Below are 25,001 nucleotides of genomic sequence, written 5' to 3' on the forward strand. Positions count from 1 at the left end.
GACCAGCTCGTCGGCGCCGTCCGCCTTGAGCAGCGCCTTCGCCCGGCGCTTCCAGGTGGCGTCGACCTTGTACTACCGGTACCAGAACCCGTCGGACGTCCCCAGGTGCACGACCCACTCACCCAAGTCGGGCGACAGGCCGGTGAACTGCTCGCGCGTACGGGTGCGCCAGCTGTTGCCGGGACCGAACAGGTCCGTCACAAGGCCGCAAGGGGAGCACCGGGGATGCTGGCAGGTGGTCTGTGGGAGAGTCCATTGGCACGACCTCAACGAACTGGACCAGTGGGCTCTCCGCTACTACTTGTTCTTCGATCGGGCCGGTGCCATGGCGGGGCGGTGCGCCCCGTGGCCCCGCCATGGCTTCGTGGCCCCGAACCTGCTGTGGTCGCTCAGCCGACGCGTTCGATGCGGGCCCGGCGGATCAGGTTCTTGCCGGGTTCCCGTACCTTGTCGAAGGCGGTGTTGTTGAGGAGGACGCAGCTGCCGGACGGGCCGTTGACCGTGACGGTGGTTGCCTGGCCGTTGTCCAGGTTCGTCACCTTCAGTTTCGTTCCCGGCGGGAACGTTCCGCTGGTTGCCGCCGGCGGTCCCGCTTCACCGGACAACGTGACCGTCGACCCCTGACACACCACCTCCCCGGTGGCCGGCGGCGCCTGTCCACCCGCCGCACCGGAGGTCCCCGTCGCACCGGACGGTGCGTTGCCGCCACCCACACGTTCGATGCGGGCCCGGCGGATCAGGTTCTTGCCGGGTTCCCGTACCTTGTCGAAGGCAGTGTTGTTGAGGAGGACGCAGCTGCCGGACGGGCCGTTGACCGTGACGGTGGTTGCCTGGCCGTTGTCCAGGTTCGTCACCTTCAGTTTCGTTCCCGGCGGGAACGTTCCGCTGGTTGCCGCCGGCGGTCCCGCTTCACCCGACAACGTGACCGTCGACCCCTGACACACGACGTCGGGGACCGAGGCGTTGCCGGTCGCCACCGTGGCGATGACCACTCCGGTCACCATGGCTCCCGTGGTGACAGAGAGCACGAGCTTCTTCGTAGAACTCATAGTCCGTTTCCGGGACATTGGAACTCCTTGATCCGAAATCCGATGGACGCTGTACCCCGCGTCCTGGATACGCCCGATGTCACGAGCGAGTTCGGTTCTTGTCGCGGCATTACAAATCCGGCGGTGAGTGGCTTCGCCTGCTGCGTGGTGTCCTGCCGCGGTGGCTCACGGTCTCCGGAGCGCGTTCGAAGGTGCAGGTGGGGGCCCCGCAGATCGGGGTGATCGACGCATCCAGCGTTCGGGCCGATCGTCTCGACCGAAGCATGGACCATACGGAGCCTTAAGGTTCCGTTGATCCACCCTTAAACTCTGATTCGTCAGCGGGGTTCAGTCGCGGCCCCGCCGGTACCCGCGGGCCCTCCATACCCGAGGGCGCGGCCTTTGAGCAGCGCCGTCGAGGGATCCGGCCAGGCCGTCATGTCATCAGCAGGCAGTCCCAGGGAGTCCGCGCGGCACCGGCTGGGAAGTCCCGGCTGCCGGGCCAGAGCCAGGGCCAGGCCGCGCCGAACGAACCCGTGAGGAAACCGACGTAGCGGCTGTCAGAGCCCGTCCGCCGCTCCCGTGCGAGCAGGTGCGCGGTCCGTTCGGTGGCCACGTCGGCCAGCTCCGTACAGCGGACGCGCAGCGCGGCCTGGAGCACGCCGGCGGCGCCGTGGCAGAGGCCGGCGCCGCGCGTCCCACGGTCCGGATGCCGGTCCGCGAGCGCGGCGCCCGGGCGACCACCGTGTTCACGTACCTGCCGGACACCGACCGACTGACCGCCGTACGAGTACCGGTGGGGGAACAGCAGCCGTCCGGGCTGGTCCGGCGGCTACGGTGCACCTTCGACGGCTCACCGCACGACTTCCCTCCCCTGGCCCCCCTGCATCCGCGGCGCCCCGGGCGCCGTGACATCTCCCTCCTGGCTGAACTGACGCCGCTGCCCGGCACTGCTGCACGCGGCCGCCCGTCACCAGGCACGGCGGGGGCAATCGACGGGCCGCTCACCGGAGGTCTTCTGCGCGTCCGTAGCCGCCGACGAAGACCCGGAACCCCAGCGGCTGGAGGACGATGCGGAGCTGCTGAGAGCCGCGGGATGGCCGGTCACCGCGCTGACGGGGGAGCAGGCGACCCGTCAGGCAGCCCACGACCGGCTCGGCACGGCCGCCTTCGCGCACATCACCTGCCACGCGTACTTCGATACCCGTGAACCCCTCGACTCAGGACTGCTGCAGGCACAGAACGGCCGCCGTCCCAGCAAGATGCCCGAGGGGCAGTCCCTGATCGCCCGACTCGATCACATGCTGACCGCCCGGGACCTCGTCCGCAGCGCCCTTACCACCCGGTTGTCGACCCTGCGGGCCTGTGCGTCGGGCCTGCGCGACGAGCACTCCGCCGGAGATGTCGAGGGGCTCGTCCAGGCCCTGCTGTACGGCGGCGCGGGCACCGTGATCGCGGCACTGTGGAACGTCGACGAGCACAGCTCACGGCGGTTCCTGGTCCGCTTCTACAGCGGCCTGCGGTCCGATCCGGGTCAACCGCTGTGGCGGGCCTTCTGGCACGCGCAGAAGAAGATGCCAGAGACCCCGGGCCGGCCGCGGGAAACCCACCCCTACCACCGGGCGGCCCTCCCCCTCTTCAGCGACGGGTCCGACAACTGGAGGCACCCGTGACCACGTCCGCCGCCCGCACGGTCGTCCGCCTGTCCGACCGCTCCGTCCTGCTGTCCCTGCAGGAGATCGCGGAGGACATCGGCACGGTCGAAACCTCTAACGCCGCTGCTCGACGGAGGCGTCCGCGGAGGTGGTCAGCCCCGGGGTGCCGTACGGCGGCCCGGGGAAGGGGCCCGAGCGCTGCCGGGTGTGTGTGGCAGAGGAGGCCGAGCCCCCTCTCGATGCTGCCGACCTGGACGGTGGGCGGAGGGTTCCGGCTGTCGAAACCGCAGTCCAGTCCGTCGAGGTCCGGCCCCGAGGCCGCCACGCCGGCCATGAGGGAGGCGACGAGCGCGACCCTGGCCGCTGAGGCTTCGGTCAGGCGGGCGTGAAAACGTCCTCGTGCGCGTCGTCCAGGATGAGCCCGAGGTCGAAGCGGACGCGGACCGTGACACGCTGTCTCTGCTCCTGATAGGCGATCCACTGCGGTTCCAACGAGGCGATCTGCTCTTCGAGTTGCCTCCTGCTCCCCGGAGGCATGTCCCGGCCGAACGCGTCGAGCAGCGACGAGAGCCGTTCGTACTCGCGCGCCTCCTGGCTCTGCTGCTCGTGCTCGATCACGCGCTCGACGGTGCCCTCGATGCCCGCCGCCAGCAGGAGAGACCCGGCCACGAACCCCGGCGACGTCGGGGAGTCCTGCGTCATCGCAGCCCAGTCGGTGAGTCTGGTGTCCGCGGCCAGCTTCACCCGCTGGCCTTCCTTCAGTGTCATGGACTCTGCTCTTCATCTCTCGGATCGGTACGGGCCTTCGCACGCGCAGGCCCAGGGGTGGTGCCATTATCCGCGCCGGCCCTGGTCTCCTGACGGCCCCTGTCGCCCGTCATCCGCCGTGTCACCGTGAGCGGTACCGAGTGACCGGGGACCGTGGCAGACCCGAGGGGGGAACAGACGCCTCGGGCGGCGGCCCGACCGGCGGGCCCGGCAACGCGCTCGTCCGTGATCCAGCGCACTGGGCAGTCAGCGAGCCGGCACCGGAGGAGTTGCCGCTACTGACCGGTCGGTGGCAGTTCGACGACGCGACCCACGCCCCTCGACCCGCGCCGCACCTTCGGCACGGACGAGCGACCCACGCCCCTCGACCCGCGCCGCACCTTCGGCACGGACGAGCGACCCACGCCCCTCGACCCGCGCCGCACCTTCGGCACGGACGAGGACAAGACCCGCTTCGACGAGGAGTTGCGGCAGGCCCGGACATCGGCGTGTGTGGCGGTCAGTCGGGCTGCGTACCTGCGAATGCGCCTCGACCGCGCGTCGCGGATCGTGGAGGCTTCGTAGACCACCTCCGCGCGGAGAAGTTCGAACGCCAGGACTTCGACGTGGTCGAGCGGGTCAGCAGTTTGGAGCCGCACCGCGGCCTGCGCGGACGCACGGACCATGAGACCGCTCGGGGGCAGCCCGTCCGGCAGGCCGAGGACCCGTTCGCGCGGCTTCCGTTGCTGCCGGGGGAGTGCCCCTACACGCCTCTTTTCGTCCTCTTGACGATATGAATACGGGCTTGTTATCGTCATGTTGACGAAATCAAGGGGGTTCGCCATGGCCGACATCACCCGGCGCTTCGGCTGGCGTCATCTGCGCTCCGCGCCCACCACCCACATCCGCCACCACAAGCGCGGCCGACTCGTCCACGACGGGCTCGGGCTCAGCTTCTGGTACCGGTCGCTCTCAGCGGCGCTGTCCGAAGTGCCGGTCGATGACCGGGAGCTGGCCATGGCGTTCCACGCCCGTACGTCCGACTTCCAGGACGTCGCCGTGCAGGCCACCGTCACCTACCGGATCAGCGACCCGGCCGAAGCTGCGGCCCGACTCGACTTCTCCGTCGACCCGGACACCGGGAGCTGGCGCGGAGCCCCCTTGGAGCAGATCGCCACCCTCCTCACCGAGACCGCGCAGCAGCACACACTGGACGTACTGGCCCGGACTCCGCTGGCCGCCGCCCTGGTGGACGGCGTCGCCTCCGTGCGGGGGAGCGTCACCGCCGGTCTCGCCGCGGAGCCCAGGCTCCCGGCCACCGGCATCGAGGTAGTGGCCGTGCGGGTCGTGGCGATCCGCCCAGAGGCCGAGGTGGAGCGTGCCCTGCGCACCCCGGCCCGCGAGCAGATCCAGCAGGAGGCGGACCGGGCCACCTACGAACGGCGGGCCGTCGCCGTCGAGCGAGAGCGTGCCATCGCCGAGAACGAGCTGGCCAGCCAGATCGAACTGGCCAGGCGCGAGGAGCAGCTGATCGACCAGCGCGGCACCAACGCCCGTCGCGAGGCCGAGGAGAAGGCGGCGGCGGACGGCATCCGGACCGAGACCGAGGCGGCCCGCAAGGTCCGCCTGGCCCGTGCGGACGCCGAGGCGGCGCGCGAGACGGGCGCGGCGCGCGCCGAGGTTCAGGCTGCGTGGCTGCGCGTGCACGACGAAGCCGGCCCGGGCACGCTGCACGCCCTGGCGGCGACCCGACTGGCGGAGAACCTGCCGCGGATCGAGAGCATCACCCTTTCTCCTGATGTCCTCACCGGGCTCCTCGCCAAGCTCGGACGTCCGGAAGGCGGCGCGGGCGCGTGAGCCTGGCCCCGCGGGCGGTGCTCGTGCACCGCAGGACCGAGTACGAGGAGCTGCTCGCCCGGCACGGAACGCACGGGCAGGCCGCGTTCTTCCTTTCCAGCCGGGGCCGGTCGATCGACGAGGCGGTCCGCCGCCACGAGCGCACGCGGCAGGCGCTGCGGGAGGTGGCGGCGGCGGTGCCGCTCACCTGGCGCAGCGCCCGGGTGGAGCGGGCGGACCTGGACCGCTTCCTGTTCGGCCCGGAGGACGTGGTGGTCGTGGTCGGCCAGGACGGCCTGGTGGCCAACACCGCGAAGTATCTGCGCGGACAGCCGGTTGTGGGCATCGACACCGATCCGGGGCGAAACCCGGGGGTCCTGGTCCGTCATCGCTGCACCGACGCGGCCTCGCTGCTGCGTGCGGCAATCGCCGCCGGGGGCCGCGCAGAGGAGCTCACCATGGTCGAGGCCGTCGCCGACGACACCCAGCGACTTCTCGCGCTGAACGAGATCTATCTGGGCTCGCCCGGTCACCAGACGGCCCGCTACCGCCTGGGTTCCGACGGCGACAAGGGCCCGGGTGAGGCCCAGGCATCCTCCGGGGTGCTGGTGGGCACCGGCACGGGCGCCACCGGCTGGCTGCGGTCCCTGTGGCTGGAGCGCGGCAGCTCCGCGGGGCTGCCCGCACCCTGCGAGCGGCGGCTCCTGTGGTTCGTGCGGGAAGCCTGGCCCTCGCCCGCGACCGGAACGACGAGGGTCGCCGGTGAGCTGGGGCGGGGGCAGGGGCTGCAGCTGACCGTGGAGTCGGACCGGATCGTGGTATTCGGCGACGGGATGGAGGGCGACGCCCTGGAGCTGACCTGGGGACAGAGCGTACGGCTGGGCATCGCGGGAACGTCGCTGCACCTGGTGACGTGAGAGCCCTGCCCGACCGGCAGTCGCCACTGCAGGCCCACGAAAGGACGCCGCGCTGGGCCATCTGTCGCCAGACCACGGCCTGTTCGGCGAGGTGGACGTTGTGCCCCGTAGGGGCGACCTGGCCAAAGCGCGGGGTGGCTGGAGTCCTGGACGGATCGTTCCTGTGCCGAGGGCACCGTGGCCGAGGGCATGGACCTGGCCTGCCGTTCGGGATGCACGGTACTGATCCGCCGCCTCGATGCCACGAAGAAGCTCGCCCGCAGCCTCCGCAGCCTCCGCAGCCTCCGCAGCCTCCGCAGCTTCCGCGACTTGGCGGCCGCGGCCGCCACAGGCCCATGCCCACCTGCGCGCGGCCGGCCGTACGGTACCGCTGCGCCCTGACTGGTTCGGCCGACTGGTGAGCAGCTGACCGCGGTCGACCCCGGGGCTGGCCTGGACGGGGTGCGGTACGCGGTGGCGTGGGGGAGCCGTGGCGTCCTGGGTGTTTTCCGGGCCTGTTCGGGGCTGGCGGCGGATTTGAGTATTGACGGGACCATTGGCAGCGCTGTCTGCCCGAACATTGAGGCGCTCGGTGGTGCGGGGCTGACGCCGTGGCGGGTGGAGATGTCTGTACTCCGCGCCGATCACGGAAGGCGGATACCAGCGGATCGATCCTCGGCACGCCCACGCCCACGCCCACGCCCACGCCCAAGCCCCAGCCCGAACCCGAGCCGCCGCTGTGGGCAGTGCTGCCGGCGACCGTGTACGACCTGTTGACGCTGGTGACGCCTCGTCCCACTCTTGAAGGGAGGGCTGGGGGAGTGGGCGTACGGGGCGGTGTTCCGCTCCTCGCCTTTTGCGCCGGCCCGGATTCGTTGTTCAGCTCTTGCGGGCCAGCGGTTGCCCGGCGAAGCTCACCCCTGCCAGGCCATGGGCCATGAGGTTGCGAATGTTGCCGTGATCAGTGTCGTTCGGCGTCGCCAGCACACTGCGATAGTGCTCACCGAATGCCAGCCGCGCCTCTTGGTCGCTCAGCCCTTCCAGCAGGGCCAGTCCCAGCGTCTTGCAGGAACCCTCGTTCTCACCCGCGGCATTTTCCAGTTCCCCGTTGCGGAACGCCTGCGGCTGATACTCGTAGTGCGCGGCGATGAAGGCCAGGGTGTCGGCGAACTCGTGCTCACCGGACGCAAGGCTCGCCCGCAGCGAGTTCAGATCAGTCATGTCGATTCCCCTGGGTTGGACAGACGATCCGATTGCCGTCCGTGACCGGACGACATTACCTCCCTCATGGCCAGCCGGTAGGGATCGCACCACATGTTGGAACGGCGGCATCTCCGCAGGTCACGATGTGCGACTGGGCGACCCGCCGAGAGCCGTTTTCGGTCCGGGCGATCGGCCCCGAGTGCGGTGCTGATCAGCAACTGTTGCCGTTCCGGCCCTCTATCGCGGGGCGGCTCGGTTGCGTGCCGTGGCAAGGCGGGGTCGGGCGGTGGCATTGTCAGTGCGGGGCAGGATGATGACCTTCATGACCGAAAACAGTGCCCTGCTCTCTCCTGCCGCCTACGTGGAGGCCGTGACCACCGCCGTGGCGGCGTCGGCCGCGTACTACGGCGACGGGACCACCCCGCTCGGTGACGATGAGTACGACGGGCTGCTGCGCGCCATCGCGGCCTACGAGGAATCCCACCCGGACGAGGTGCTTGCCGAGTCGCCGACCGGGAAGGTGGCGGGCGGCGCTGTGCAAGGTGACGTGCCGCACTCGGTGCCGATGCTCTCCCTCGACAACGTCTTCGACGCTGACGAGCTCGCCGAGTGGGCCGCAGGGCTGGAACGGCGTCTCGGGCACCCTGTGGCCGGGTGGTGTGTGGAGCCGAAGCTCGACGGCCTCGCGGTGGCCGCCCGGTACCGGGGTGGTCGGCTCGTTCAGGTCCTCACCCGCGGCGACGGCTTGGCCGGCGAGGACATCACCCACGCCGCCGACGCCGTCCTCGGTCTGCCCCCGGTACTCACCGAGCCGATCGACGTGGAGTTGCGCGGCGAGGTGCTGCTGACGACCGCGCAGTTCGAGGAGGCCAACCGGATCCGTCTCGCCCACCAGGCCACGCCCTTCGCGCACCCGCGCAGCGGAGCGGCCGGCACCCTGCGGGCCAAGGACCGCCCCTACCGGATCGAGTTGACCTTCTTCGCCTACAGCGCGATCGGCCTGGACGACCTCGGCCACGTCGCTCTGCTGGAGAACCTGGCCGCGCTCGGCGCGAACACGGCCGCCAGCACGGCCGCCGCCCCGATGCGATGCGAGACCGTGGAGCAGGTGCAGGAACGTATCGACGTGATCGCCGGCCTGCGCGGAGACCTGCCGTTCGGGATCGACGGTGTCGTCGTCAAGGCCGACACGGCCGAGGACCAGCGTCAGGCAGGCAACGGCTCGCGCGCCCCGAGGTGGGCGGTGGCCCGGAAACTGGCGGCCGAACACAAGGTGACGCGCCTGCTGGCGGTGGAGTGGAACGTCGGCCGGACCGGGATCATCGCCCCGCGCGCTGTCCTGGAGCCCGTGGTCATCGACGGGGTGACGGTCACCTACGCCACGCTTCACAATCCGTCCGACATCACCCGTCGCGGGCTCATGATCGGCGACCAGGTGTTCGTGTACCGGGCCGGCGACGTGATCCCCCGGGTCGAGGCACCGTTGGTCGACCAGCGCACCGGCGCCGAGAGCCCGATCGTCTTCCCCGATGCGTGCCCCCGCTGTGGCGACGCGATCGATGCCTCCGAGCAACGGTGGCGGTGCGTGCGCGGCCGGAGCTGTCAGGCCGTGGCCTCGGTGATCTACGCGGCTGGCCGGGACCAGCTCGACATCGAAGGTCTCGGCGGCTCGCGCGCGATCCAGCTCGTGGAGGCCGGTCTGGTCAAGGACGTCGCCGACCTGTTCACGCTGACCCGCGAGCAGCTCCTCGGTCTGGAGCGGATGGGTGAGACCAGCGCCGCCAATCTCCTGGCCGCGATCGAGACCGCCCGCGGGGCTGCGTTGAGCCGCGTGTTCTGCGCCCTTGGCGTCCGAGGCACCGGGCGCACGATGTCCCGCCGGATCGCCGCGCACTTCGGCTCGATGGCCGCGATCCGGGCCGCCGACGCGGACACGCTGGCGGGGGTCGACGGCATCGGTACCGAGAAGGCCCGTGTCATTGCGGCCGAACTCCTCGAACTCGCCCCGCTCCTCGACAAACTCCAGGCCCAGCAGGTCGGCACGCAGGTCACCGAGCCGCAGAAGCCCGCGACCGACGCGATCGACGCGAACGATGGCGAGGACTCGGCGGGCGGCCCGCTGGCCGGACAGGCCGTCGTGGTAACCGGCTCCATGACCGGCCCCCTTGCGGTCTTGTCCCGGAACGAGATGAACGAGCTGATCGAGCGAGCCGGCGGAAAGGCATCGTCGGCGGTTTCCAAGCGCACCACCCTCGTGGTGGCGGGCGAGAAGGCCGGCTCCAAGCGCACCAAGGCCGAAGAACTGGGCATCCGCATCCTCGACCCCGAGGAATTCGCCGTCCTCGTCGCCGATCTCCTCCCCACTACCCAGTAGTCCAGAGCTACCTCCACCGGCCGTGTGGGCTGAACCCCTCCTCCCGCCACCGCTGCGGCGGCTACCGTGGCGGTACAACCTCCCTGGAGGAGCCTGTGAGTGCTCAACCCGCAGACCACGTACCCGTCCCGCCGTACGCGCCCGCGCCGGGCGCTGCGGCCGAACTGCTCGCGCAGCTGCGTGCCGGCCGTCTTGCGGACACGTGGGTGCCGGCGTTCGAGCGGGACTGGGCCAAGGCTCTGGAGGATGCCCGCCACACCTTAAGTCTCACCCCTTTGCGCGAGGTGGTGCGGACTTGGCAGTTGCGCGTCGCCGCGGCCCCGGCCGTCGACGCCTTCATGGACTCCGGCCGTGACGAGTCCGGCTTCGTGGACCTGGACGACGTTCTCGGTCGCCGCCGGTGACCGGTCAGCCGTGGGCGGTGCGTCTGTCCCCGCATGCCGCGAAGACGCTCGCCGAGCTTCCCGACCCGGCCAGGGAGATGGTCCGCGACGTCCTGGACATCGCGGTGCGCTCGCCGTGGGGCTGGCCCCAGTGGAACGCCGGCGATCCGGAGGGCGAGGACGTCCGCGCAGCGTCCGTCGGGCAGCTGTCCGTCGTCTACGTGGCCAACCGCCTCACCCGGCACCTGTCCGTCCTGGTCATCGTCTGGCTCGGGTAGCAACGCCATGCCCTCGGCCGTATTAAGGGTCAGCCGATGCGGAGGGTGATCTCGGGGAGGGGTATGTCGGAAAGGTTCAGCTGGAGCCCGGTCAGGGTCAGGTAGGTCTGCGAGCCGGTCAAGGCGGAGGTGGCGGACAGCGCCCGGGGCTTCCCGCGCGTGCTGCGACGGTCGGGCGGCCCTGCGCAGGGTCGAAGCCCGCCGCTCCGACCGCGGTCCGGACCACCTCGTCCACGGCGTCCCGTGTGAGGGGTGGTGACGTGGACTCCGGTGTGGGCGCCGCCGTGGATGGGGACGGCGTGGGCGCGGGTGGCTCTTGTCTTTCCGATCTTGAGCAGCGACCAAGCCGCCGGCGGTGGTGCCGCAACGGGACGACCACCGGCGCCGCCATCGGGTGTACGCCCGCCCCCCATCCGGCCCTGTCGGCAGTCGTGTTGAACCACTGGTAGGAAACTTTCCTATCCGATACGCTCCCAGACGGCGGCTTGGCGCGGTGCCTGATGGCAGCGAAATGACATGGGCATGACGCGCTCAGCGAGAGCTCTGACCCGGCCGCCGTGACGCTGTCCCCTGCACGCCCCCATGCTCCCGGGGAAGGGGGGCGGCGTTCTCCGCACCGGTGTCCAGCTCTCGCCGTCCCCAGGCCAAGGAGTCAGGTATGCACCTGTACGCCTCCACCCCACCAACCCCCACCCCCAGTCGGCTTCGGCCCGTCCTCCTCGTAGTGACCGCGGTGCTCGCACTCGTCGCCGGGCTCCTCCTCGCCTGGCCCGGCCGGGCGGGAGCCGCGGCCGACCCGCTCATCTCGCGCGGCAAGCCCGCCACCGCCTCCTCCACGGAGAGCTCCTCGCTCGGCGCCGCCAACGCCTTCGACGGCGCCGCCCCGAGCCGCTGGGCCAGCGCCGAGGGCAAGGACCCGCAGTGGATCCGCGTCGACCTCGGGGCCGGCGCCACCGTCTCCCGGGTCAAGCTGACCTGGGAATCCGCCTACGCCAAGGCCTACCGCGTCGAGGTCTCCACCGACGGCACGACCTGGACCGGGATCGCCGAGGAGAAGGCCGGCAACGGCGGCACAGACGACCTCGCCGGCCTCTCCGGCAAGGGCAGGTACCTGCGCGTGTACGGCACCGCGCGCGGCACGGCGTACGGCTACTCCCTCTTCGAGGCCGAGGTGTACGGCACCGTCGACGGCGGTCCGCCCCCCGGCAGCGGCGCCTTCACCGTCGTCGCGGCCGGTGACATCGCCGCCCGGTGCACGGCCTCCGACAGCGGCTGCGCACACCCGAAGACCGCCGCCCTGGCCCGGGAGATCGACCCGAAGTTCTACCTGACGATGGGCGACAACCAGTACGACGACGCCCGGATCGCCGACTTCCGTGCCTACTACGACAAGAGCTGGGGCGCCTTCAAGGACAAGACCCACCCCGTGCCCGGCAACCACGAGACGTACGACCCGGCCGGCTCCCTCGCCGGATACAAGGCGTACTTCGGGAACATCGCCTACCCGCAGGGCAAGAGCTACTACAGCTTCGACGAGGGCAACTGGCACTTCATCGCCCTCGACTCCAATGCCTTCGACCAGGCCGCCCAGATCGACTGGCTCAAGGCCGACCTCGCCGCCAACGGCAAGCAGTGCATAGCCGCCTACTGGCACCACCCGCTGTACTCCTCGGGCGGACACGGCAACGACCCCGTCTCCAAGCCCGTCTGGAAGATCCTCTACGCCGCCAAGGCCGACCTGGTCCTCAACGGACACGACCACCACTACGAACGCTTCGCGCCGCAGAACCCCGACGGCAAGGCGGCCGCCGACGGGATCGTGGAGATCGTCGGCGGCATGGGCGGCGCCGAGCCTTACCCGATCGAGCAGGTGCAGCCCAACAGCCAGAAGCGCATCAGCGGCCAGTACGGGGTCCTGAAGCTCGACTTCACGGACTCGGGCTACAGCTGGACCTACGTCGCCGCCGACGGGGTCAAGGACACCAGCCCGAAGTACAGCTGCCACTGATGTACCTGGCCAACACCGGCCGCCCGGACGCGCCGCCCCGCCCCCTCGGGGCCCGGCGGCGCGTCCCCGCAACCGTCATCACGCTGGGCGCGGTCAGCCTCGTCACCGATGTCTCCTCAGAGATGGTCACGGCCGTGCTGCCGCTCTACCTCGTCCTGGGCCTCGGCCTCTCACCCCTCCAATTCGGCTTCCTGGACGGCATGTTCAACGGAGCCACCGCGCTCGTGCGACTCCTGGGCGGCCGACTCGCCGACCGCGGCGGCCGTCACAAGCGGGTCGCCGGCGCGGGCTACCTGCTCTCCGCGCTGTCCCGGCTCGGCCTGCTCCTCGCCGGCGGCGCCACCGCGGGGATCGCCGCCTCGCTCGCCGCCGACCGACTCGGCAAGGGTGTGCGCACCGCCCCGCGCGACGCGCTGATCTCGCTCAGCGGCCCGCCGGAAACACTGGGCCGGGCGTTCGGCGTGCACCGCGCCATGGACACCACCGGCGCGCTGCTGGGCCCGCTCGCGGCCTTCGCCGTGCTGTGGGCGACAGCCGACGCCTACGACGCGGTGTTCGCAGTCAGCTTCTGCACGGGCCTGCTGGGTGTGCTCCTGCTGCTCCTGTACGTCCCCTCCGCCGCCCCCACACCACGGATCCGGTCAACACCCCTTCAGCGCGGAGCACTTCGTGATCCCGTCTTCCGCCGGATCCTGTACGCCGCCTCCCTGCTCGGGGCTGCCACCATCGGCGACTCGTTCCTCTACCTGCTCATCCAGCGCGGCCTCGACCTGCCGCCCGCCCTCTTCCCGCTGCTGCCGCTCGGCGCCGCCGCCGGATACCTGCTGCTCGCCGTCCCGGCCGGCCGGATCGCCGACCGCGTCGGGCGCCGGCTGCCGTTCCTGGCCGGACACGCCACGCTGCTCGGCGCGTACGCCGTCCTGCTGCTGCCCGTTGCCTGGCCGACCGCGGCCACGGTGTTGCTACTCCTCGGCGTCTTCTACGCCTGCACCGACGGGGTCCTGATGGCACTGGCCGGCCCCGTGCTGCCCGCACACCGCCGGGCCCGCGGGCTCGCGGTGCTCCAGACCGGTCAGGCGCTGGCCCGGCTGCTGGGCGCCGCGGGCTTCGGGGCCGCCTGGACCTTCTGGGGGCAGGGGCCCGCCCTGTGGACGGCGGCGCTCGCGCTCGCGGGGGCGCTAGCGGCCGCCTGGCGCATCCTGCCCGCCCCCGCTGCCGCCCCCGCTGCCGCCCCCGCTGCCGCCCCCGCCCCTGCCCCTGCTGCCGCCCCCGCCGTCGACGCCCCGGAGGCGCCGTGAACCCCCGACCGACACAACTCCGCCGCCTCGCCCTCGTCGTGCTCGCCGTCCTGCTGCTCGGGGGCGGCTCCCTGGGCTACGTACTGCACGCCAGGCACCGCGACCTGCCGACGGCCGCCGGGGACGGATCGTTCAGCCTGGCCGCACCCGGGCTCTACTACCGGGACGCGGCCACCGGACACGTCGCCCGCCAGAGCGGCACCGGCGGGCCGCCCGCCACAGGAGGCCCCGCCTGCGAGCGCTTCTACACCGCGGGGGAGCGCGCCCTGTGCCTGCGCAAGCTGCCCGGCATCCCGGCCCGTACCCAGGCGCTCGTACTGGACCGGCAGCTGCGCGAGGTCAAGCGCGTGACCGTACCCGGAATCCCCAACCGGGCCCGCGTCTCGGCCTCGGGGAACGTGCTGTCGTGGACGGCCTTCGCGACCGGCGACTCCTACGCCACGACCGCGTTCTCCACCCGGACCTCCATTTTCGACCTGCGCACCGGCTACCTGATCAAATCGATGGAGGAGATCCCGCTGACCATCGACGGGAGCCGCTACCACGCCCCCGACGTCAACTACTGGGGAGTGACCTTCGCCCGGGACGACAATCGCTTCTACGCCACGGTGTCGACCAAGGGCCGTACCCACCTCGTCGAGGGGGACCTGCGCAACTGGTCGGCGAAGGCTTTGCGCGAGAACGTCGAATGCCCGTCGCTGTCACCGGACAACACCCGTATCGCTTTCAAGAAGAAGGTCTCCGACAACCCCGCTGCGCCCTGGCGGCTGTACGTCCTGGACCTGGCGGACATGCGCGAACACCCGCTGGCGGAGACGCGCAGCGTCGACGACCAGGCGGCCTGGCTGGACGACAAGACCGTCGGCTACGCCCTCCCGGGAGGCGAAGGACGCGCCGGCGACATCTGGTCGGTCCCGGCGGACGGCACGGGCGCCCCCCGCCTCCTGATCCCCGGCGGCTCCTCCCCGGCCACCGCGAACTGACCGCAACCACGAGAAGGCGAACCCCGAGGCCGTCGCCCAGCCCTACGCCGACTTCGCCGGCCGCCAGGACACCGACGACATCCCCCGCCTGCGCCGCGTCCACATCCCCCGCCTGCGCCGCGTCCACATCCGACGCCCGGTCGATCCGCTCACGCCGGAGGTGGCCGGCTTTGGGCAGCGCTTCCAGGACCAGGTTCCTCCAAGCCACGGGGACCGAAGTTTTGTTCCTTGGGGCCGGAGGAGCATGCGGATGCGTGTCTGCGGGATTGGGACGGGCATACCACCGAGGTCGAGGCCACCCCCATCCCCTGCCCGAGGCGGTAACCGCCTTGCCGGCGAGACTGGATGCGTAGATCGACAAGCTGGCGAAGACCTACCCGATCGCCGCGGTGCGCGCTGCCCGCGGCCTGGAGGTGACCGCCGGCCGGGTCGGCTACTGGGCCGCCCGGGGCGCCAGGCACCATCTGACCCCGCCACGGGCCGCGGCCGCGCCCACCGGTGAGTCGGCCGGGCTCAGTGGTGGAACAGGCGCAGACCCGTCCTGGCGAGCGCGATGCCGTGCTCCCGGCAGGCCTCTTCCTCGGTCTTCAGGCAGCCGAGCACCCAGGGTTCGGCCGCCGGCTCGGCGAGGTCGAGCGCGTCGCGGTTGGCGAACCGATGCCCTTGCGGCAGTGCCATGAGCCGGGAGAGAGCGGCGGGCAGCAGGAGTCTGCCGCCGCTGGTGAAGGTGGCGACGGTGAGCAGGGCACGGCCGGTGCTGAGCTGGGAGACGGCCGAGGGTGTGGGGCGGAGCGCCGTGGCTGCACGGTCGAAGCTGCCGTGCTCCGCCACCGCCCGCAGGACTCGGAGCCGCTGCACATCGATCAACAGTCCTACTTAATACGCATCCAGTAAGTCAGTACTTCTGCTGATGACGATAGGTCTCCAGGATGGGGGGCATGCAAAAGATCTGCGTCATCGGCGGAAGCCGGTACTTCGGAAAGCTTCTGGTGAAGCGCCTGCAGGCCGCAGGCCACCAGGTCACTGTGATCAACCGCGGCTCCACCCCGTCGCCCGCAGGCGTTGAGCACCTTGTTGTCGACCGGAACGACGAGGCCGCCCTGACGGCCGCGCTCGACTCTCGCACCTTCGACGTCGTGGTGGACCAGGTCTGCTACACCCCGGTGCAGGCCGCTATCGCCGCCCGCGCCTTTGCCGGCCGAACCCGGCGCTACGTCATGACCTCCACGATGGAGGTCTACGACCCCGCGACCGCGGCGCTGCCGGCTGTGCCGGCAGGCACGCCGGTGCCGGAGGAGCTCGTGGACCCGGCCACCTGGCCGGTGGCCATGGACCTGCCCTGGCACGACGACGCGTACCTGGAGGCGCACTACGCCGAGGGCAAGCGCCAGGCGGAGGCCGTCTTCACCCGCGCCGGCGGCTTCGAGTTCGCCTCCGTGCGCAGCGCCCACGTGGTGGGCGGCGGCGCACAGGAGTTCACCGGCCGGCTGGCGCACTACGCCGAGCGCATCGCCGACGGCGGGGCGATCACTGTGCACACGAAGGCGCTGCCCACGGTCTTCATCCACTACGAGGAGCTGGCGGACCTGCTGCTGTGGGCGACCACGGCCGATTTCACCGGTCCGGTCAACGCCTGCTCCGACGGCCTGCTCGACGTATACGGCCTCGCCGCGATCATCGCCACGCAGGCCGGCCGGGAGCCCGTCTACCGGACCGTCCCGGCGGGCGAGGAGGCTTCGCCGTTCTCCTTCGACCGCCACTACGCCATGAGCAACGCTCGCGCGAGGGAGCTGGGTTTCTCCTTCTCCCGTACCACCGACTGGCTGCCCGGCACCGTCGCCGAAGCCCTCACCACCGAGCCGTCACCCACCACCTGAGGATCACGTCACCATGCGGTACCGCACCATCGCAGACACCCGCGTCAGCGCCATCGGCCTCGGCGCCATGCCGCGGTCCATCGAGCATCGCCCGGACGAGGCACGGGCCATCACCACCGTCCACGCCGCCCTGGACGCCGGCGTCACGCTCATCGACACCGCCGACAGCTACCACTGGCACGCCGACGAGGTGGGTCACAACGAACTCCTGATCGCCCGCGCCCTGGCCCGCTACGGCGGCGACACCTCTGGCGTCCTGGTCGCGACCAAGGGCGGCCGCGGCCGACCCGGCGACGGCAGCTGGACCGTCACCGCCACCCCCGCCCACCTCAAGCAAGCTGCCGAGGCTTCCGCCAAGCGCCTGGGCGTCGAGACCATCGGCCTGTACCAGCTGCACAAGCCGGACCCGGCGGTGCCCTGGGCAGAGTCCGTCGGCGCCCTGCGCGACCTGCTCGACTCCGGCACGATCCGCGCCGCCGGGATCTCCAACGTCACCACCGCCCAGATCCGCCAGGCGCACGCGATCCTCGGCGACGGACTCGTCTCCGTGCAAAACCAGTACTCGCCTGCCGTCCGCGCCAGCGAGCCCGAGCTGCAGCTGAGCACACAGCTGGGCCTGACCTTTCTGCCCTGGAGCCCACTCGGTGGCATCTCACGCAGCAGCCTCGACGGCCCCTCTGGCCCCACCTCCGCCGACACCGCCTTCCAGCACATTGCAGCCGAGCGCGGCGTCAGCCCGCAACAGATCGCCCTGGCCTGGCTGCTCGCCCGCTCCCCGGCAGTGATCCCGGTACCGGGAGCCAGCCGCCCGGCCTCCATCACCGACTCGGCCAGGGCCGCGGACCTCAAGCTGAGCACGGAGGAGCTGGCGCAGCTTGAGGACGCTCTGCCGGAATGAGGTGGTGGTGCCGATTCCTTGCTGAAGAGCGACGCCGAAGAGCGGGTGAGGTCGGCGACCGGCCTGTAGCCATCCGATGCTGGTGCGCTGCCAGGGGCCGTGGTTGTGTGGCGTCGGGTGGCCCGCCTGTGGCTGGTGCAGGGGGATCGGCGGGGCCGCCCCTCGCCGTCGGCCGCCACGAGGCTGCGGGCATACTGGGATGGCAGGCTCTGCAGGCCCCGGCCAGCCTGGTTGCACTGACCACCACGCCCCGACGTCCGAGACGCTTCCGGGGCAATCCTCCCTGAAAGTCGGTCAGCACGGAGCGCGGGGGAAGCACGCCGTCGAGCTCGCGCCGCAGGAACGCGAACCGGTCCCCGGGTACGAACCGGGCGCCCTTGAACCCCAGTCCCATGACCTGCAGACCCTCCCGCTCGCAGCGCCCCCGTACGACGGCGAGCTCCTCGGGGCTGCTGTCGATCGTCCGCGAGCGGCCCGCCGAGACGGCGACTGGCAGCGACGGTTGGGATCGCACAGGGGCGACCAGCCGGGCGTCGGTGGCCATGGCCCGGGCGGCGCATCGGGACGGGGGTCCCGGCCGGGCTCGCCGAACAGCACCGGGGCACGACCGTGCAGCCGATCGCCGCGACCCTGTCCGCAAACTCCAGCACCTTCGGCGTGATGCCCGGTGTCTCGGCCATCACGATCACGGCGGGGCCGGCGCCGCACCGCGGGATCCGGCGTTCGGTGCCCTCGTGCGTGAAGGTGCCCTGCTCGTGGCCGGTCAGATCGTGGTCCTGGTCCGGCATGACTCTTCTCTCTCTCCCCCCCGCGCACCGGATCAGGCCGCCGTGAGAACCTCGCCCACCAAGACGGGTCGGGCACGCGGCGAACCGCCGCCCGGCCCGGGGCCCGGCGATGAGCCGAGCGGGTGGACCCCGCGCTCTTGGACGGGGCAAGCGTGAGCCTGGCGCGACGGGTGCGCGTAGCGTCCGTGGCCCGACGTTGGCACACGCCGCGAGGAGACAGGATGGCCACGGACGAATCCCCTTCGACGGGCCACTACGAAGACGAACTGGGTCACGCGAATCCGCTGGAAGTGGCCAGGCTGCGGGCCATCACGGAGGCATTCGACCCCGACACCGAACAGCGTCTCTCCGCACTGCGACTCCCGGAGAACGGACGCTGCCTCGAGGTCGGTGCGGGGACCGGTACAACGGCCGCGTGGCTGGCTGCCCAGTGTCCGCGCGGCCACGTCACCGCAACCGAACTCGATGTCAGGCTGATGCCTCGCGACCGACCGGACAACCTCGACGTGGTGCACCACGACGTGACCGTCGACGAGTTTCCCGAGCACTCCTTCGACCTGATCCATGCCAGGTTCGTCCTCATGCACCTGCCCCAGCGCGAGCAGGTGGTCGAGCGGATGCGTCGCTGGCTCGTTCCAGGCGGCACGCTCCACCTTGAGGAACTCGTCAACTTCCCGTGCACCGGCATGCCCGAGACATCTCCGCTGCGCCGCAGCATCGAGACGGCTTGGTCGATGCTCGCCGATTCGTACGGGATGGAGCGCAACTGGGGAACGCGCGCTGCGTCCGTCCTCAGCCGTTGTGGCTACCGGGAGGTGATGGCGGAGGCGTCACTTCCTGCCTCCCGCCCGGGCGCCCCGGTCGCGGAAGTCTCGCGGCTGTCGCTGATCACCCTTACTCCCGCGTTGGTCGAACGCGGCCTGCTCAGCGAAGAGGAGGTCGAAGCCGGAATCTCGGAGTTGCTCGACCCGGCCCGCGTCTCCTTCCCCCTGGCCGTGATTGCGGTCCGGGGGCGCCGCTGAACGATCGATCGACTCTGTTTGGGCCGTATGTGGTGTGATCCTGCGGTGATGTGGCCTGACGGCCCGGGGCATGTGCGGATCAGAGAGCCGCTGCGGCGGCCTTGCGGACACGGTCGATGAGGATGCGGGCCATGGAGTGCGCGGTTTCGGGATCCAGGTTGCTTCCCCCGCCCTCAATGGTGACCCGGCCGACGACGGTCCCCAGGCAGAGGCTGACGTTGATGCCGTCGAGGCCTCCGGCATTGCGGTAGTACGCGTGGCTCGTGGCGCCGTCGAGGGGTGCGACCTCAGCCTTGGTGTATTTGGCCATCTGCGTCGCCTCCTTGCGGCAGGCGTCCTGCGCAGTCGGTTGGTCGGTGAAGGCTTGCAGATGGAAGATGACGGTTTCCCCGACCTCCTCGAACTTCGCAGAGCCGTCGGCCACGGCGGCGCAGTCCCAGTCGGGGCCGCACTGTGCCGGCGCAGTGGGCTGCGCGACGACGTTCGCGTTGCCCGTCTTCGGCCTCCAGCCCTTCATCGAAGCAGGGTCGGGCAGCGCCGCCTGGATCTTCTGCTCGGTGTTGAACACGGTGGAGAACTCCGCCGCGGAAGTGCCCGAGCCCGAGCCCGCGCCGGCACTCGCCGAAGACTTGGAGGCGGTCCCCGTCCCCGGTGTGCCCGCGCCCTTCGACGGTTCGGCGCCGCAGCCGGGCACGAAGAGCGCCGACACCACCAGCAGCACTGTGGCAGTGCCCGTCCCGGTGTTCACACGCATACCCCAACTCCCCGTTCGTGTAGCTCGCTTGTCCGAATCCCGGACCGGCGCACGATCCTGCCATCGGTCTCCGCGGTGATCAACTGTCCCGGGTGCGTCTCCGGAGCCGCGTCGGCGGGGCCGGGGGCGGGCAGCAGGCGGAGGAGGCTGTCAGCACTCAGGGTTGGCCAGAAGCGCGGTGAAGGCAGGTGGGCCGCGCAGGTGTCCTCCGAGCCTCACGCTTGAGGGTGGTGAGGGGGGCAGGCCGACGTGGCGGGCGACTTGGGCCGCGAACGCCACGCCTGGTGCGAGGGCCCATGGCAGCGAGGTGACGGGGTTGGGCCGGACCGATCCGCGTAGCGTTCGCAGTGCGTAGACGCCACTGCCAAAGAGGTTGAGAACCGCCCCGGTCGGTACCGCGAACGAGCTGAGCGGCCACCCGTTCATCCTTCGGTACTGCTGGTCGGCCAGGGCGCCGGCTGGGGCCAGAAGTTGGGAAGCGCCCTGGTGGGCTCGTACCGGCGCTGCCAGATGGGCGTGGTCGAGCCGCTGGTGGCGGGCACGATGGCGGACCAGTCGGCCGGGCAGCCGCGGCCGCTTTTGTGTTCGCGTTCCTCGTGGCGTACGAACTGCTTGGTGGCGAAGTGATGGTCGATGATGGACACCCCGGCCTGGTCGTAGGAGTGCAGTACGGCCGAGGTGAGTTCCAGCAGCGCGCGGTCGCGCCACAGGGTGCGGTCCCGGCTGGTGTCCAGGCCCATCCCTCGTGCGACTTCGGGGAGTTTGTCGTAGCGGTTGGTGTCGGACAGGTTGCGGGCGCCGATCTCGGTGCAGGTGTACCAGGCGCTGAACGGTGCCAGGGGGTAGCGCAGGCCGTCCAGTTCAAGCACCTGGTCGGAGATGGTGGGAAAGGCGTGCCAGCGAAGGCCGAGCCGTTCGAACCACGGGTGGTCGGGGTGGCTGATGCGCACCTCGGGGACCGCGTCTGGCGGCAGGTCGAATAACCGGGGTTCGCGTCCCGGCCACTGGATGACCAGGGGCAGGACGTCGTACTCGGTGCCCCGACCGCGCCATGAATGCCGCCGACCGGCGACCTCGGCGTCCGTCGCCGCCGTCGTCACACCCGACCCGTCGCCGCCGGCCCGGTGGTGTTCAGCTGCCGGGCCGGACCACGATCGCGATCGTCTCGACCGGTTCGCTGTGGCGGAAGTGCAGGACGAAGCGAACGACCTGACCCGCCTGCCAGCGTTCCTTCACCTTCACCATCACGTCGACCCCGAAGGGGGACATGTCGACGGTGCCCCCGGCCGGGATGTCAACGGGACCGGTCATGTTCATGGAGTCGGCCCCGGTACCCGTGCTCTGGTGCCGGCTCAGCATGGCCTGCTCCACGGCCGGTGAGGTGACGGATGTCAACTGGTCGTCCGCGCCGCCCAGGTTCGAGATCCGGAAGAACGCCGCGGTGTTCTCCTTGTCGGCGTACGGGAGGAAGACGCGGCCGTCGTCGACCGCGATGCGGGGCGGGGTTCCGGCAGCCCCGGTGCCGACCCAGGCCGTCAGTCCGCACAGGCCGACCAGGCACGCGATCACAGGAACGGCCGCGGCCAGGCAGGCCTCGCGCAGACGCAGGCGCGTCGGCCGCCAGCCCTGCGTCATGTCTCGTCGATCGGATTCGGTCATCGTCCACTTCCTCTCCGGGCGCTGCGGGCCCGCGCACCGGCCGGGCGGCCCGCGGGGTCCCAGCCGCGAAGTCGCAGGCTGTTCCCCACGACCAGCAGCGAGCTGGCCGACATGGCTGCCGCGGCGACCATGGGGTTGAGCAGGCCGACGGCGGCCAGTGGGACGGTGACGAGGTTGTAGCCGAACGCCCAGACAAGGTTGGCCCGGATGGTCGCGAGGGTGCGCCGGGCCAGGCGGACCGCGTCGGCGACCGCCTCGACGTCACCGCGTACGAGGGTCACGTCCGCCGCGCCGATGGCGACGTCGGTGCCGCTGCCCATGGCGATCCCGAGGTCCGCCCCGGCCAGTGCGATGGCGTCGTTGACGCCGTCGCCGATGACGGCGACGCGTCGGCCCTCGTCCTTCAACTGCCTGACGAGGGCTGCCTTGTCCTCCGGTGCGCAGCGGGCATGAAGGAGTGTGATCCCGAGCGCCGAGGCTACGGCTTCGGCCGGGGCCTCACGGTCGCCGGTGGCCAGGATCGGCTCCACTCCCAGCCGACGGAGGCGCTCGACGGCCCGGTAGCTCCCCGGACGCAGGACGTCCCCGAGCCCTACGAGCGCCTGGCCGACACCGTCGACCCGCACCAGGACGGGCGTGAGCGCCGCGGCCTCGGCAGCGGCCAGCGCCTGGGCCAGGGTCTCGGGGAGATCATCGCCAGGTGCACACACCTCGACCACACGGCCGTCGACCATACCGGTGACACCCGCTCCAGGGGTGGCCCGGAAACCGGTCACCGGCGGTAGTACCTGGTCAGGAAGGTTCCGTGCGGCGTACGCGGCCAGGGCCATCCCGAGCGGATGCTCGGAGCCCTGCTCCACCCCACCGGTCAGTCGAAGTACCTTCTCCCGGCCCAAGCCTTCGGGGAGCGTCGTGAGCCGGGCGACGGTCATGTGTCCGGTCGTGAGGGTGCCGGTCTTGTCGAGTACGACCGTGTCGACGTGCCGCAGGGCCTCCAGGGCCTGCGGTCCGCTGAGCAGGATTCCCAGTTGGGCGCCGCGGCCGGTGGCGGCCAGCAGGGCGGTGGGGGTGGCGAGGCCGAGTGCGCAAGGGCAGGCGACGACGAGGACGGCCACGGCCGCGGTGATCGCCGGTTGCGGATCCGCACCGGCGCCGAGCCAGAAGCCGAGCACGGTGACGGCCAACGTCAGGACGACGGGGACGAAGGCGCCCGCCACACGATCGGCCAGACGCTGCGCCGCCGCCTTTCCGGCCTGGGCGTCGGTGACCATACGGGTGATCCGTGCGAGCCGGGTGTCCGCGCCGACGGCCGTGGCCCGTACGAGGAGCAGCCCGCCCGCGTTCACCGCTGCGCCGATCACCGCCCGGTCCGGCCCGACCTCGACGGGATCACTCTCGCCGGTCAGCAGGGACAGGTCCAGGGCGGAGTTCCCGGAGACCACGACGCCGTCCGCGGCGACGCGTTCCCCGGGCCGGACGACGAATTCCTGTCCGACGGTGAGCTGTTCGGCCGGGATCCGTCGCTCCTTGCCGTTCTCGCGCACGGTCACGTCCTTGACCGCCAGCGCGGAGAGCGAGCGCAGCGCCGCGCCCGTGCCGCGCCGTGCCCGCGCTTCAACGAACCGGCCGGTCAGGACGAACAGGGGTACGCCGACCGCCGCTTCCAGATAGACGTGGGCGACCTCGCCCCCGGCCGAGGGGAGGAGGGTGAAGGGCATCCGCATCCCCGGCCGGCCCGCGCCGCCGAGGAACAACGCGTACAGGGACCAGAGGAAAGAGGCGAGGACACCGAGGGAGACCAGCGTGTCCATGGTGGCTGCCGAGTGCCGCAGACCCCGCAGCGCGCGGACATGGAAGGGCCAGGCGCTCCAGACGACCACGGGCGCGGCGAGCACGAGGCACAGCCACTGCCAATTGCGGAACTGCAGAGCCGGGGCCATCGACAGGGCCATGACCGGCACACAGAGCAGCACGGTGATCAGCAGTCGATCGCGCTCGCTGCGATCCTCTTCCGGTACCGGATCCGCCGGCTCCTTCTCCGTCTCTCCCCGAGGCTCCGGAGGCAAGTCGAGTTCGGCCGTGTACCCCACACGCTCGACCGCCGCCACCAGCTCGTCCGCGGTGACGCCGGGCGGATGGAGCACCCGCGCCCGGCCGGTGGCCAGGTTGACCGTGGCGCTGACCCCCTCGATCTTCCCGATTCGCTTCTCCACGCGGTTGACGCAGGCCGCGCAGGTCATGCCGCCGATGGTGAGGTCCGTGGTGGTGGAGACGGTCGCCGGCTCCGGTGTCATCGGCCGCTGCCCGATTGCGTGCCACCCGTACCGCCGTGACCATGCCGCCCCGGGCTGCCGCCGTCGCCGCCCACCGGGGTGGTGTCGCTCCTGCCGGAGTGCATGCCGGGTGCGACCGGGCCCGCTGCGCAACCGACCCCGTACGACAGGCAGAACGCGACCACCAGCAAGGTCAGGAACCCGGTGAGCGCCGGTGGCGGCGCACACCGCCGCAGCGAGGGGTACGCGCCGCCGGGGGATTGCTGACATTCCGCCATTGCCACTCCATGAACGGGCGCCTCTCCGGCGCCCCTCGCTCGTCCGGGGCCGCGATACGTGGACCGCGGCCGAGGCGGCATCCCTTCATCCCCCGATGCCTCCCCCTGAGTGGTCGGTCCGGCGCGTCGACGAGTTCCCGGACTTCGCGAGCGTTGTCACCGGCTCCGGGCCGGCGCGCTGACCGAGCGCCTTGTCGCAGTTCGGCTGCCTGGGTCTGGGGAACCTGGATCGAACGGACTGCGTCCCATCGGGGAGCAGTGCTCCGGTGCGGGGAGGTCACGGGATGCGGTTACGGGTACAGGTACGGGTACGGGTGCGAACGGGAACGGTTCTCGCGGCGATGCTGCTTGCGGCCGGTTGCGGCGCGGGTACCCCGGGCCCTGCGACGTCGGCGACGTCGGCCGGTGCCGACTGCGTGCACGGCGCCGAGGTGACCGTCACGGCGGCGGACAACGGCCGTCGGTTCTGCCTGGACCGGGACGGTTCGGTCCGGGTGTCGCTGACAGGCACCCCGGGGGCCCCGGTGACCGTGACCGGAGCAGCACTGGCCGAGGTCTCGGAATACGTCTTCCGGGGCGTATCGGCCGGTACCGCCGTTCTGGCGTCCGCGTTCCGGAGCTGTCCGGAGCCGCCTCCGGCTCCGTCCGGCTCGGTGAGCTGCCTGACGATGACGGCCTGGCAAGTCACCGTGGTGGTCCGGTAGCCCGCCTCACACGCGGACGGGCCCGGACCGATGCCTGCGGTCCGGGCCCGTCTCTCATT

General features: G+C 71.1%; 22 protein-coding genes and 1 pseudogene. 13 read left to right on the forward strand and 10 right to left on the reverse strand.

Going from position 1 to position 25,001, the window contains the following annotated elements:
• Nucleotides 1-72 precede the first annotated feature (72 nt).
• The 3 genes and pseudogenes from ACIQU4_RS25655 to ACIQU4_RS25665 all read right to left on the reverse strand — a co-directional run bounded on the left by ACIQU4_RS25655 (nt 73) and on the right by ACIQU4_RS25665 (nt 1,689).
• Complete coding sequence (locus ACIQU4_RS25655) at nt 73-201, reverse strand: hypothetical protein (RefSeq protein ID WP_403735053.1); 129 nt, start codon at nt 199-201, stop codon at nt 73-75.
• Nucleotides 202-707: 506 nt separating this feature from the next.
• Nucleotides 708-971 (reverse strand): annotated as a pseudogene (locus ACIQU4_RS25660) (hypothetical protein); the annotation flags it as partial.
• A gap of 493 nt (nt 972-1,464) precedes the next feature.
• On the reverse strand, nt 1,465-1,689 hold the full coding sequence (locus ACIQU4_RS25665) for a hypothetical protein (protein WP_403735056.1): 225 nt from the start codon (nt 1,687-1,689) through the stop codon (nt 1,465-1,467).
• Between the two features lie 421 nt (nt 1,690-2,110).
• Here ACIQU4_RS25665 and ACIQU4_RS25670 point away from each other — a divergent pair, with 421 nt between their 5' ends.
• A complete protein-coding gene (locus tag ACIQU4_RS25670; protein WP_403735800.1) occupies nt 2,111-2,701 on the forward strand; it encodes a CHAT domain-containing protein in 591 nt (196 codons plus the stop codon).
• 357 nt (nt 2,702-3,058) lie between these two features.
• Here ACIQU4_RS25670 and ACIQU4_RS25675 read toward each other — a convergent pair whose 3' ends face one another.
• Nucleotides 3,059-3,451, reverse strand: a complete 393-nt coding sequence (locus ACIQU4_RS25675) for a hypothetical protein (RefSeq protein WP_403735059.1) — start codon at nt 3,449-3,451, stop codon at nt 3,059-3,061.
• 822 nt (nt 3,452-4,273) lie between these two features.
• On the opposite strand from ACIQU4_RS25675, the gene ACIQU4_RS25680 reads away from it, so the two are divergent.
• A complete protein-coding gene (locus ACIQU4_RS25680) occupies nt 4,274-5,287 on the forward strand; it encodes an SPFH domain-containing protein (protein ID WP_403735062.1) in 1,014 nt (337 codons plus the stop codon).
• Nucleotides 5,284-6,183, forward strand: coding sequence for a hypothetical protein (locus tag ACIQU4_RS25685; RefSeq protein WP_403735065.1), 900 nt, complete (start codon nt 5,284-5,286; stop codon nt 6,181-6,183). The genes ACIQU4_RS25680 and ACIQU4_RS25685 overlap by 4 nt, the downstream gene beginning before the upstream one ends.
• 858 nt (nt 6,184-7,041) lie before the next feature.
• On the opposite strand, the gene ACIQU4_RS25690 is transcribed toward ACIQU4_RS25685, so the two are convergent.
• On the reverse strand, nt 7,042-7,383 hold the full coding sequence (locus ACIQU4_RS25690) for a HopJ type III effector protein (protein ID WP_403735068.1): 342 nt from the start codon (nt 7,381-7,383) through the stop codon (nt 7,042-7,044).
• A 304-nt stretch (nt 7,384-7,687) separates the two neighbouring features.
• On the opposite strand from ACIQU4_RS25690, the gene ligA reads away from it, so the two are divergent.
• The 6 genes from ligA to ACIQU4_RS25720 all read left to right on the forward strand — a co-directional run bounded on the left by ligA (nt 7,688) and on the right by ACIQU4_RS25720 (nt 14,689).
• Nucleotides 7,688-9,739 carry an NAD-dependent DNA ligase LigA gene (gene ligA, locus ACIQU4_RS25695; protein WP_403735071.1) on the forward strand — a complete coding sequence of 684 codons (2,052 nt, stop codon included), beginning with the start codon at nt 7,688-7,690 and terminating at the stop codon, nt 9,737-9,739.
• Nucleotides 9,740-9,834: 95 nt separating this feature from the next.
• Nucleotides 9,835-10,143: a DUF6247 family protein gene (locus ACIQU4_RS25700; RefSeq protein WP_403735074.1), complete on the forward strand. Its 309-nt coding sequence runs from the start codon at nt 9,835-9,837 to the stop codon at nt 10,141-10,143.
• Nucleotides 10,140-10,400: a hypothetical protein gene (locus ACIQU4_RS25705; RefSeq protein WP_403735077.1), complete on the forward strand. Its 261-nt coding sequence runs from the start codon at nt 10,140-10,142 to the stop codon at nt 10,398-10,400. Before ACIQU4_RS25700 ends, ACIQU4_RS25705 begins: the two co-directional genes overlap by 4 nt.
• 658 nt (nt 10,401-11,058) lie before the next feature.
• Entirely contained in the window at nt 11,059-12,408 is a 1,350-nt protein-coding gene (locus ACIQU4_RS25710) for a discoidin domain-containing protein (protein WP_403735080.1), read from the forward strand.
• Nucleotides 12,408-13,706 (forward strand): MFS transporter, encoded by a 1,299-nt coding sequence (locus ACIQU4_RS25715; RefSeq protein ID WP_403735083.1) that lies wholly within the window; start codon nt 12,408-12,410, stop codon nt 13,704-13,706. The genes ACIQU4_RS25710 and ACIQU4_RS25715 overlap by 1 nt, the downstream gene beginning before the upstream one ends.
• The gene (locus ACIQU4_RS25720; protein ID WP_403735085.1) at nt 13,703-14,689 is read left to right on the forward strand and encodes a hypothetical protein; all 987 of its coding nucleotides are present in this window, start codon (nt 13,703-13,705) and stop codon (nt 14,687-14,689) included. The genes ACIQU4_RS25715 and ACIQU4_RS25720 overlap by 4 nt, the downstream gene beginning before the upstream one ends.
• Before the next feature lie 513 nt (nt 14,690-15,202).
• On the opposite strand, the gene ACIQU4_RS25725 is transcribed toward ACIQU4_RS25720, so the two are convergent.
• Nucleotides 15,203-15,547, reverse strand: a complete 345-nt coding sequence (locus tag ACIQU4_RS25725; RefSeq protein ID WP_403735803.1) for a LysR family transcriptional regulator — start codon at nt 15,545-15,547, stop codon at nt 15,203-15,205.
• A gap of 80 nt (nt 15,548-15,627) precedes the next feature.
• Between ACIQU4_RS25725 and ACIQU4_RS25730 the strand changes: the two genes are divergently transcribed.
• The 3 genes from ACIQU4_RS25730 to ACIQU4_RS25740 all read left to right on the forward strand — a co-directional run bounded on the left by ACIQU4_RS25730 (nt 15,628) and on the right by ACIQU4_RS25740 (nt 19,274).
• The gene (locus ACIQU4_RS25730) at nt 15,628-16,566 is read left to right on the forward strand and encodes an NAD-dependent epimerase/dehydratase family protein (RefSeq protein WP_403735088.1); all 939 of its coding nucleotides are present in this window, start codon (nt 15,628-15,630) and stop codon (nt 16,564-16,566) included.
• Nucleotides 16,567-16,579: 13 nt separating this feature from the next.
• Nucleotides 16,580-17,464: an aldo/keto reductase gene (locus tag ACIQU4_RS25735; RefSeq protein WP_403735091.1), complete on the forward strand. Its 885-nt coding sequence runs from the start codon at nt 16,580-16,582 to the stop codon at nt 17,462-17,464.
• Nucleotides 17,465-18,473: 1,009 nt separating this feature from the next.
• Nucleotides 18,474-19,274 carry a class I SAM-dependent methyltransferase gene (locus tag ACIQU4_RS25740; protein ID WP_403735094.1) on the forward strand — a complete coding sequence of 267 codons (801 nt, stop codon included), beginning with the start codon at nt 18,474-18,476 and terminating at the stop codon, nt 19,272-19,274.
• 79 nt (nt 19,275-19,353) lie between these two features.
• On the opposite strand, the gene ACIQU4_RS25745 is transcribed toward ACIQU4_RS25740, so the two are convergent.
• The 4 genes from ACIQU4_RS25745 to ACIQU4_RS25760 all read right to left on the reverse strand — a co-directional run bounded on the left by ACIQU4_RS25745 (nt 19,354) and on the right by ACIQU4_RS25760 (nt 23,981).
• Nucleotides 19,354-20,028, reverse strand: coding sequence for a hypothetical protein (locus tag ACIQU4_RS25745; protein ID WP_403735097.1), 675 nt, complete (start codon nt 20,026-20,028; stop codon nt 19,354-19,356).
• A 422-nt stretch (nt 20,029-20,450) separates the two neighbouring features.
• Nucleotides 20,451-21,128: a nitric oxide synthase oxygenase gene (locus ACIQU4_RS25750; protein ID WP_403735100.1), complete on the reverse strand. Its 678-nt coding sequence runs from the start codon at nt 21,126-21,128 to the stop codon at nt 20,451-20,453.
• A gap of 31 nt (nt 21,129-21,159) precedes the next feature.
• Nucleotides 21,160-21,687, reverse strand: a complete 528-nt coding sequence (locus ACIQU4_RS25755) for a copper chaperone PCu(A)C (RefSeq protein ID WP_403735102.1) — start codon at nt 21,685-21,687, stop codon at nt 21,160-21,162.
• The gene (locus tag ACIQU4_RS25760; protein ID WP_403735105.1) at nt 21,684-23,981 is read right to left on the reverse strand and encodes a heavy metal translocating P-type ATPase; all 2,298 of its coding nucleotides are present in this window, start codon (nt 23,979-23,981) and stop codon (nt 21,684-21,686) included. The genes ACIQU4_RS25755 and ACIQU4_RS25760 overlap by 4 nt, the downstream gene beginning before the upstream one ends.
• A gap of 673 nt (nt 23,982-24,654) precedes the next feature.
• On the opposite strand from ACIQU4_RS25760, the gene ACIQU4_RS25765 reads away from it, so the two are divergent.
• The gene (locus ACIQU4_RS25765; protein WP_403735108.1) at nt 24,655-24,942 is read left to right on the forward strand and encodes a hypothetical protein; all 288 of its coding nucleotides are present in this window, start codon (nt 24,655-24,657) and stop codon (nt 24,940-24,942) included.
• Nucleotides 24,943-25,001 lie beyond the last annotated feature (59 nt).

Origin of the sequence: Streptomyces sp. NPDC090741 (genome assembly GCF_044769045.1) — a bacterium.
Lineage (GTDB): Bacteria > Actinomycetota > Actinomycetes > Streptomycetales > Streptomycetaceae > Streptomyces.

Excerpts from the sequence above, each read along its gene's own strand:
- ACIQU4_RS25675 (WP_403735059.1), bottom strand. The coding sequence starts at position 3,451 with ATGACACTGAAGGAAGGCCAGCGGGTGAAGCTGGCCGCGGACACCAGA.
- ACIQU4_RS25680 (WP_403735062.1), top strand. The coding sequence starts at position 4,274 with ATGGCCGACATCACCCGGCGCTTCGGCTGGCGTCATCTGCGCTCCGCG.
- ACIQU4_RS25690 (WP_403735068.1), bottom strand. The coding sequence starts at position 7,383 with ATGACTGATCTGAACTCGCTGCGGGCGAGCCTTGCGTCCGGTGAGCAC.
- ligA (WP_403735071.1), top strand. The coding sequence starts at position 7,688 with ATGACCGAAAACAGTGCCCTGCTCTCTCCTGCCGCCTACGTGGAGGCC.
- ACIQU4_RS25710 (WP_403735080.1), top strand. The coding sequence starts at position 11,059 with ATGCACCTGTACGCCTCCACCCCACCAACCCCCACCCCCAGTCGGCTT.
- ACIQU4_RS25715 (WP_403735083.1), top strand. The coding sequence starts at position 12,408 with ATGTACCTGGCCAACACCGGCCGCCCGGACGCGCCGCCCCGCCCCCTC.
- ACIQU4_RS25730 (WP_403735088.1), top strand. The coding sequence starts at position 15,628 with ATGCAAAAGATCTGCGTCATCGGCGGAAGCCGGTACTTCGGAAAGCTT.
- ACIQU4_RS25735 (WP_403735091.1), top strand. The coding sequence starts at position 16,580 with ATGCGGTACCGCACCATCGCAGACACCCGCGTCAGCGCCATCGGCCTC.
- ACIQU4_RS25740 (WP_403735094.1), top strand. The coding sequence starts at position 18,474 with ATGGCCACGGACGAATCCCCTTCGACGGGCCACTACGAAGACGAACTG.
- ACIQU4_RS25745 (WP_403735097.1), bottom strand. The coding sequence starts at position 20,028 with ATGCGTGTGAACACCGGGACGGGCACTGCCACAGTGCTGCTGGTGGTG.
- ACIQU4_RS25755 (WP_403735102.1), bottom strand. The coding sequence starts at position 21,687 with ATGACCGAATCCGATCGACGAGACATGACGCAGGGCTGGCGGCCGACG.
- ACIQU4_RS25760 (WP_403735105.1), bottom strand. The coding sequence starts at position 23,981 with ATGACACCGGAGCCGGCGACCGTCTCCACCACCACGGACCTCACCATC.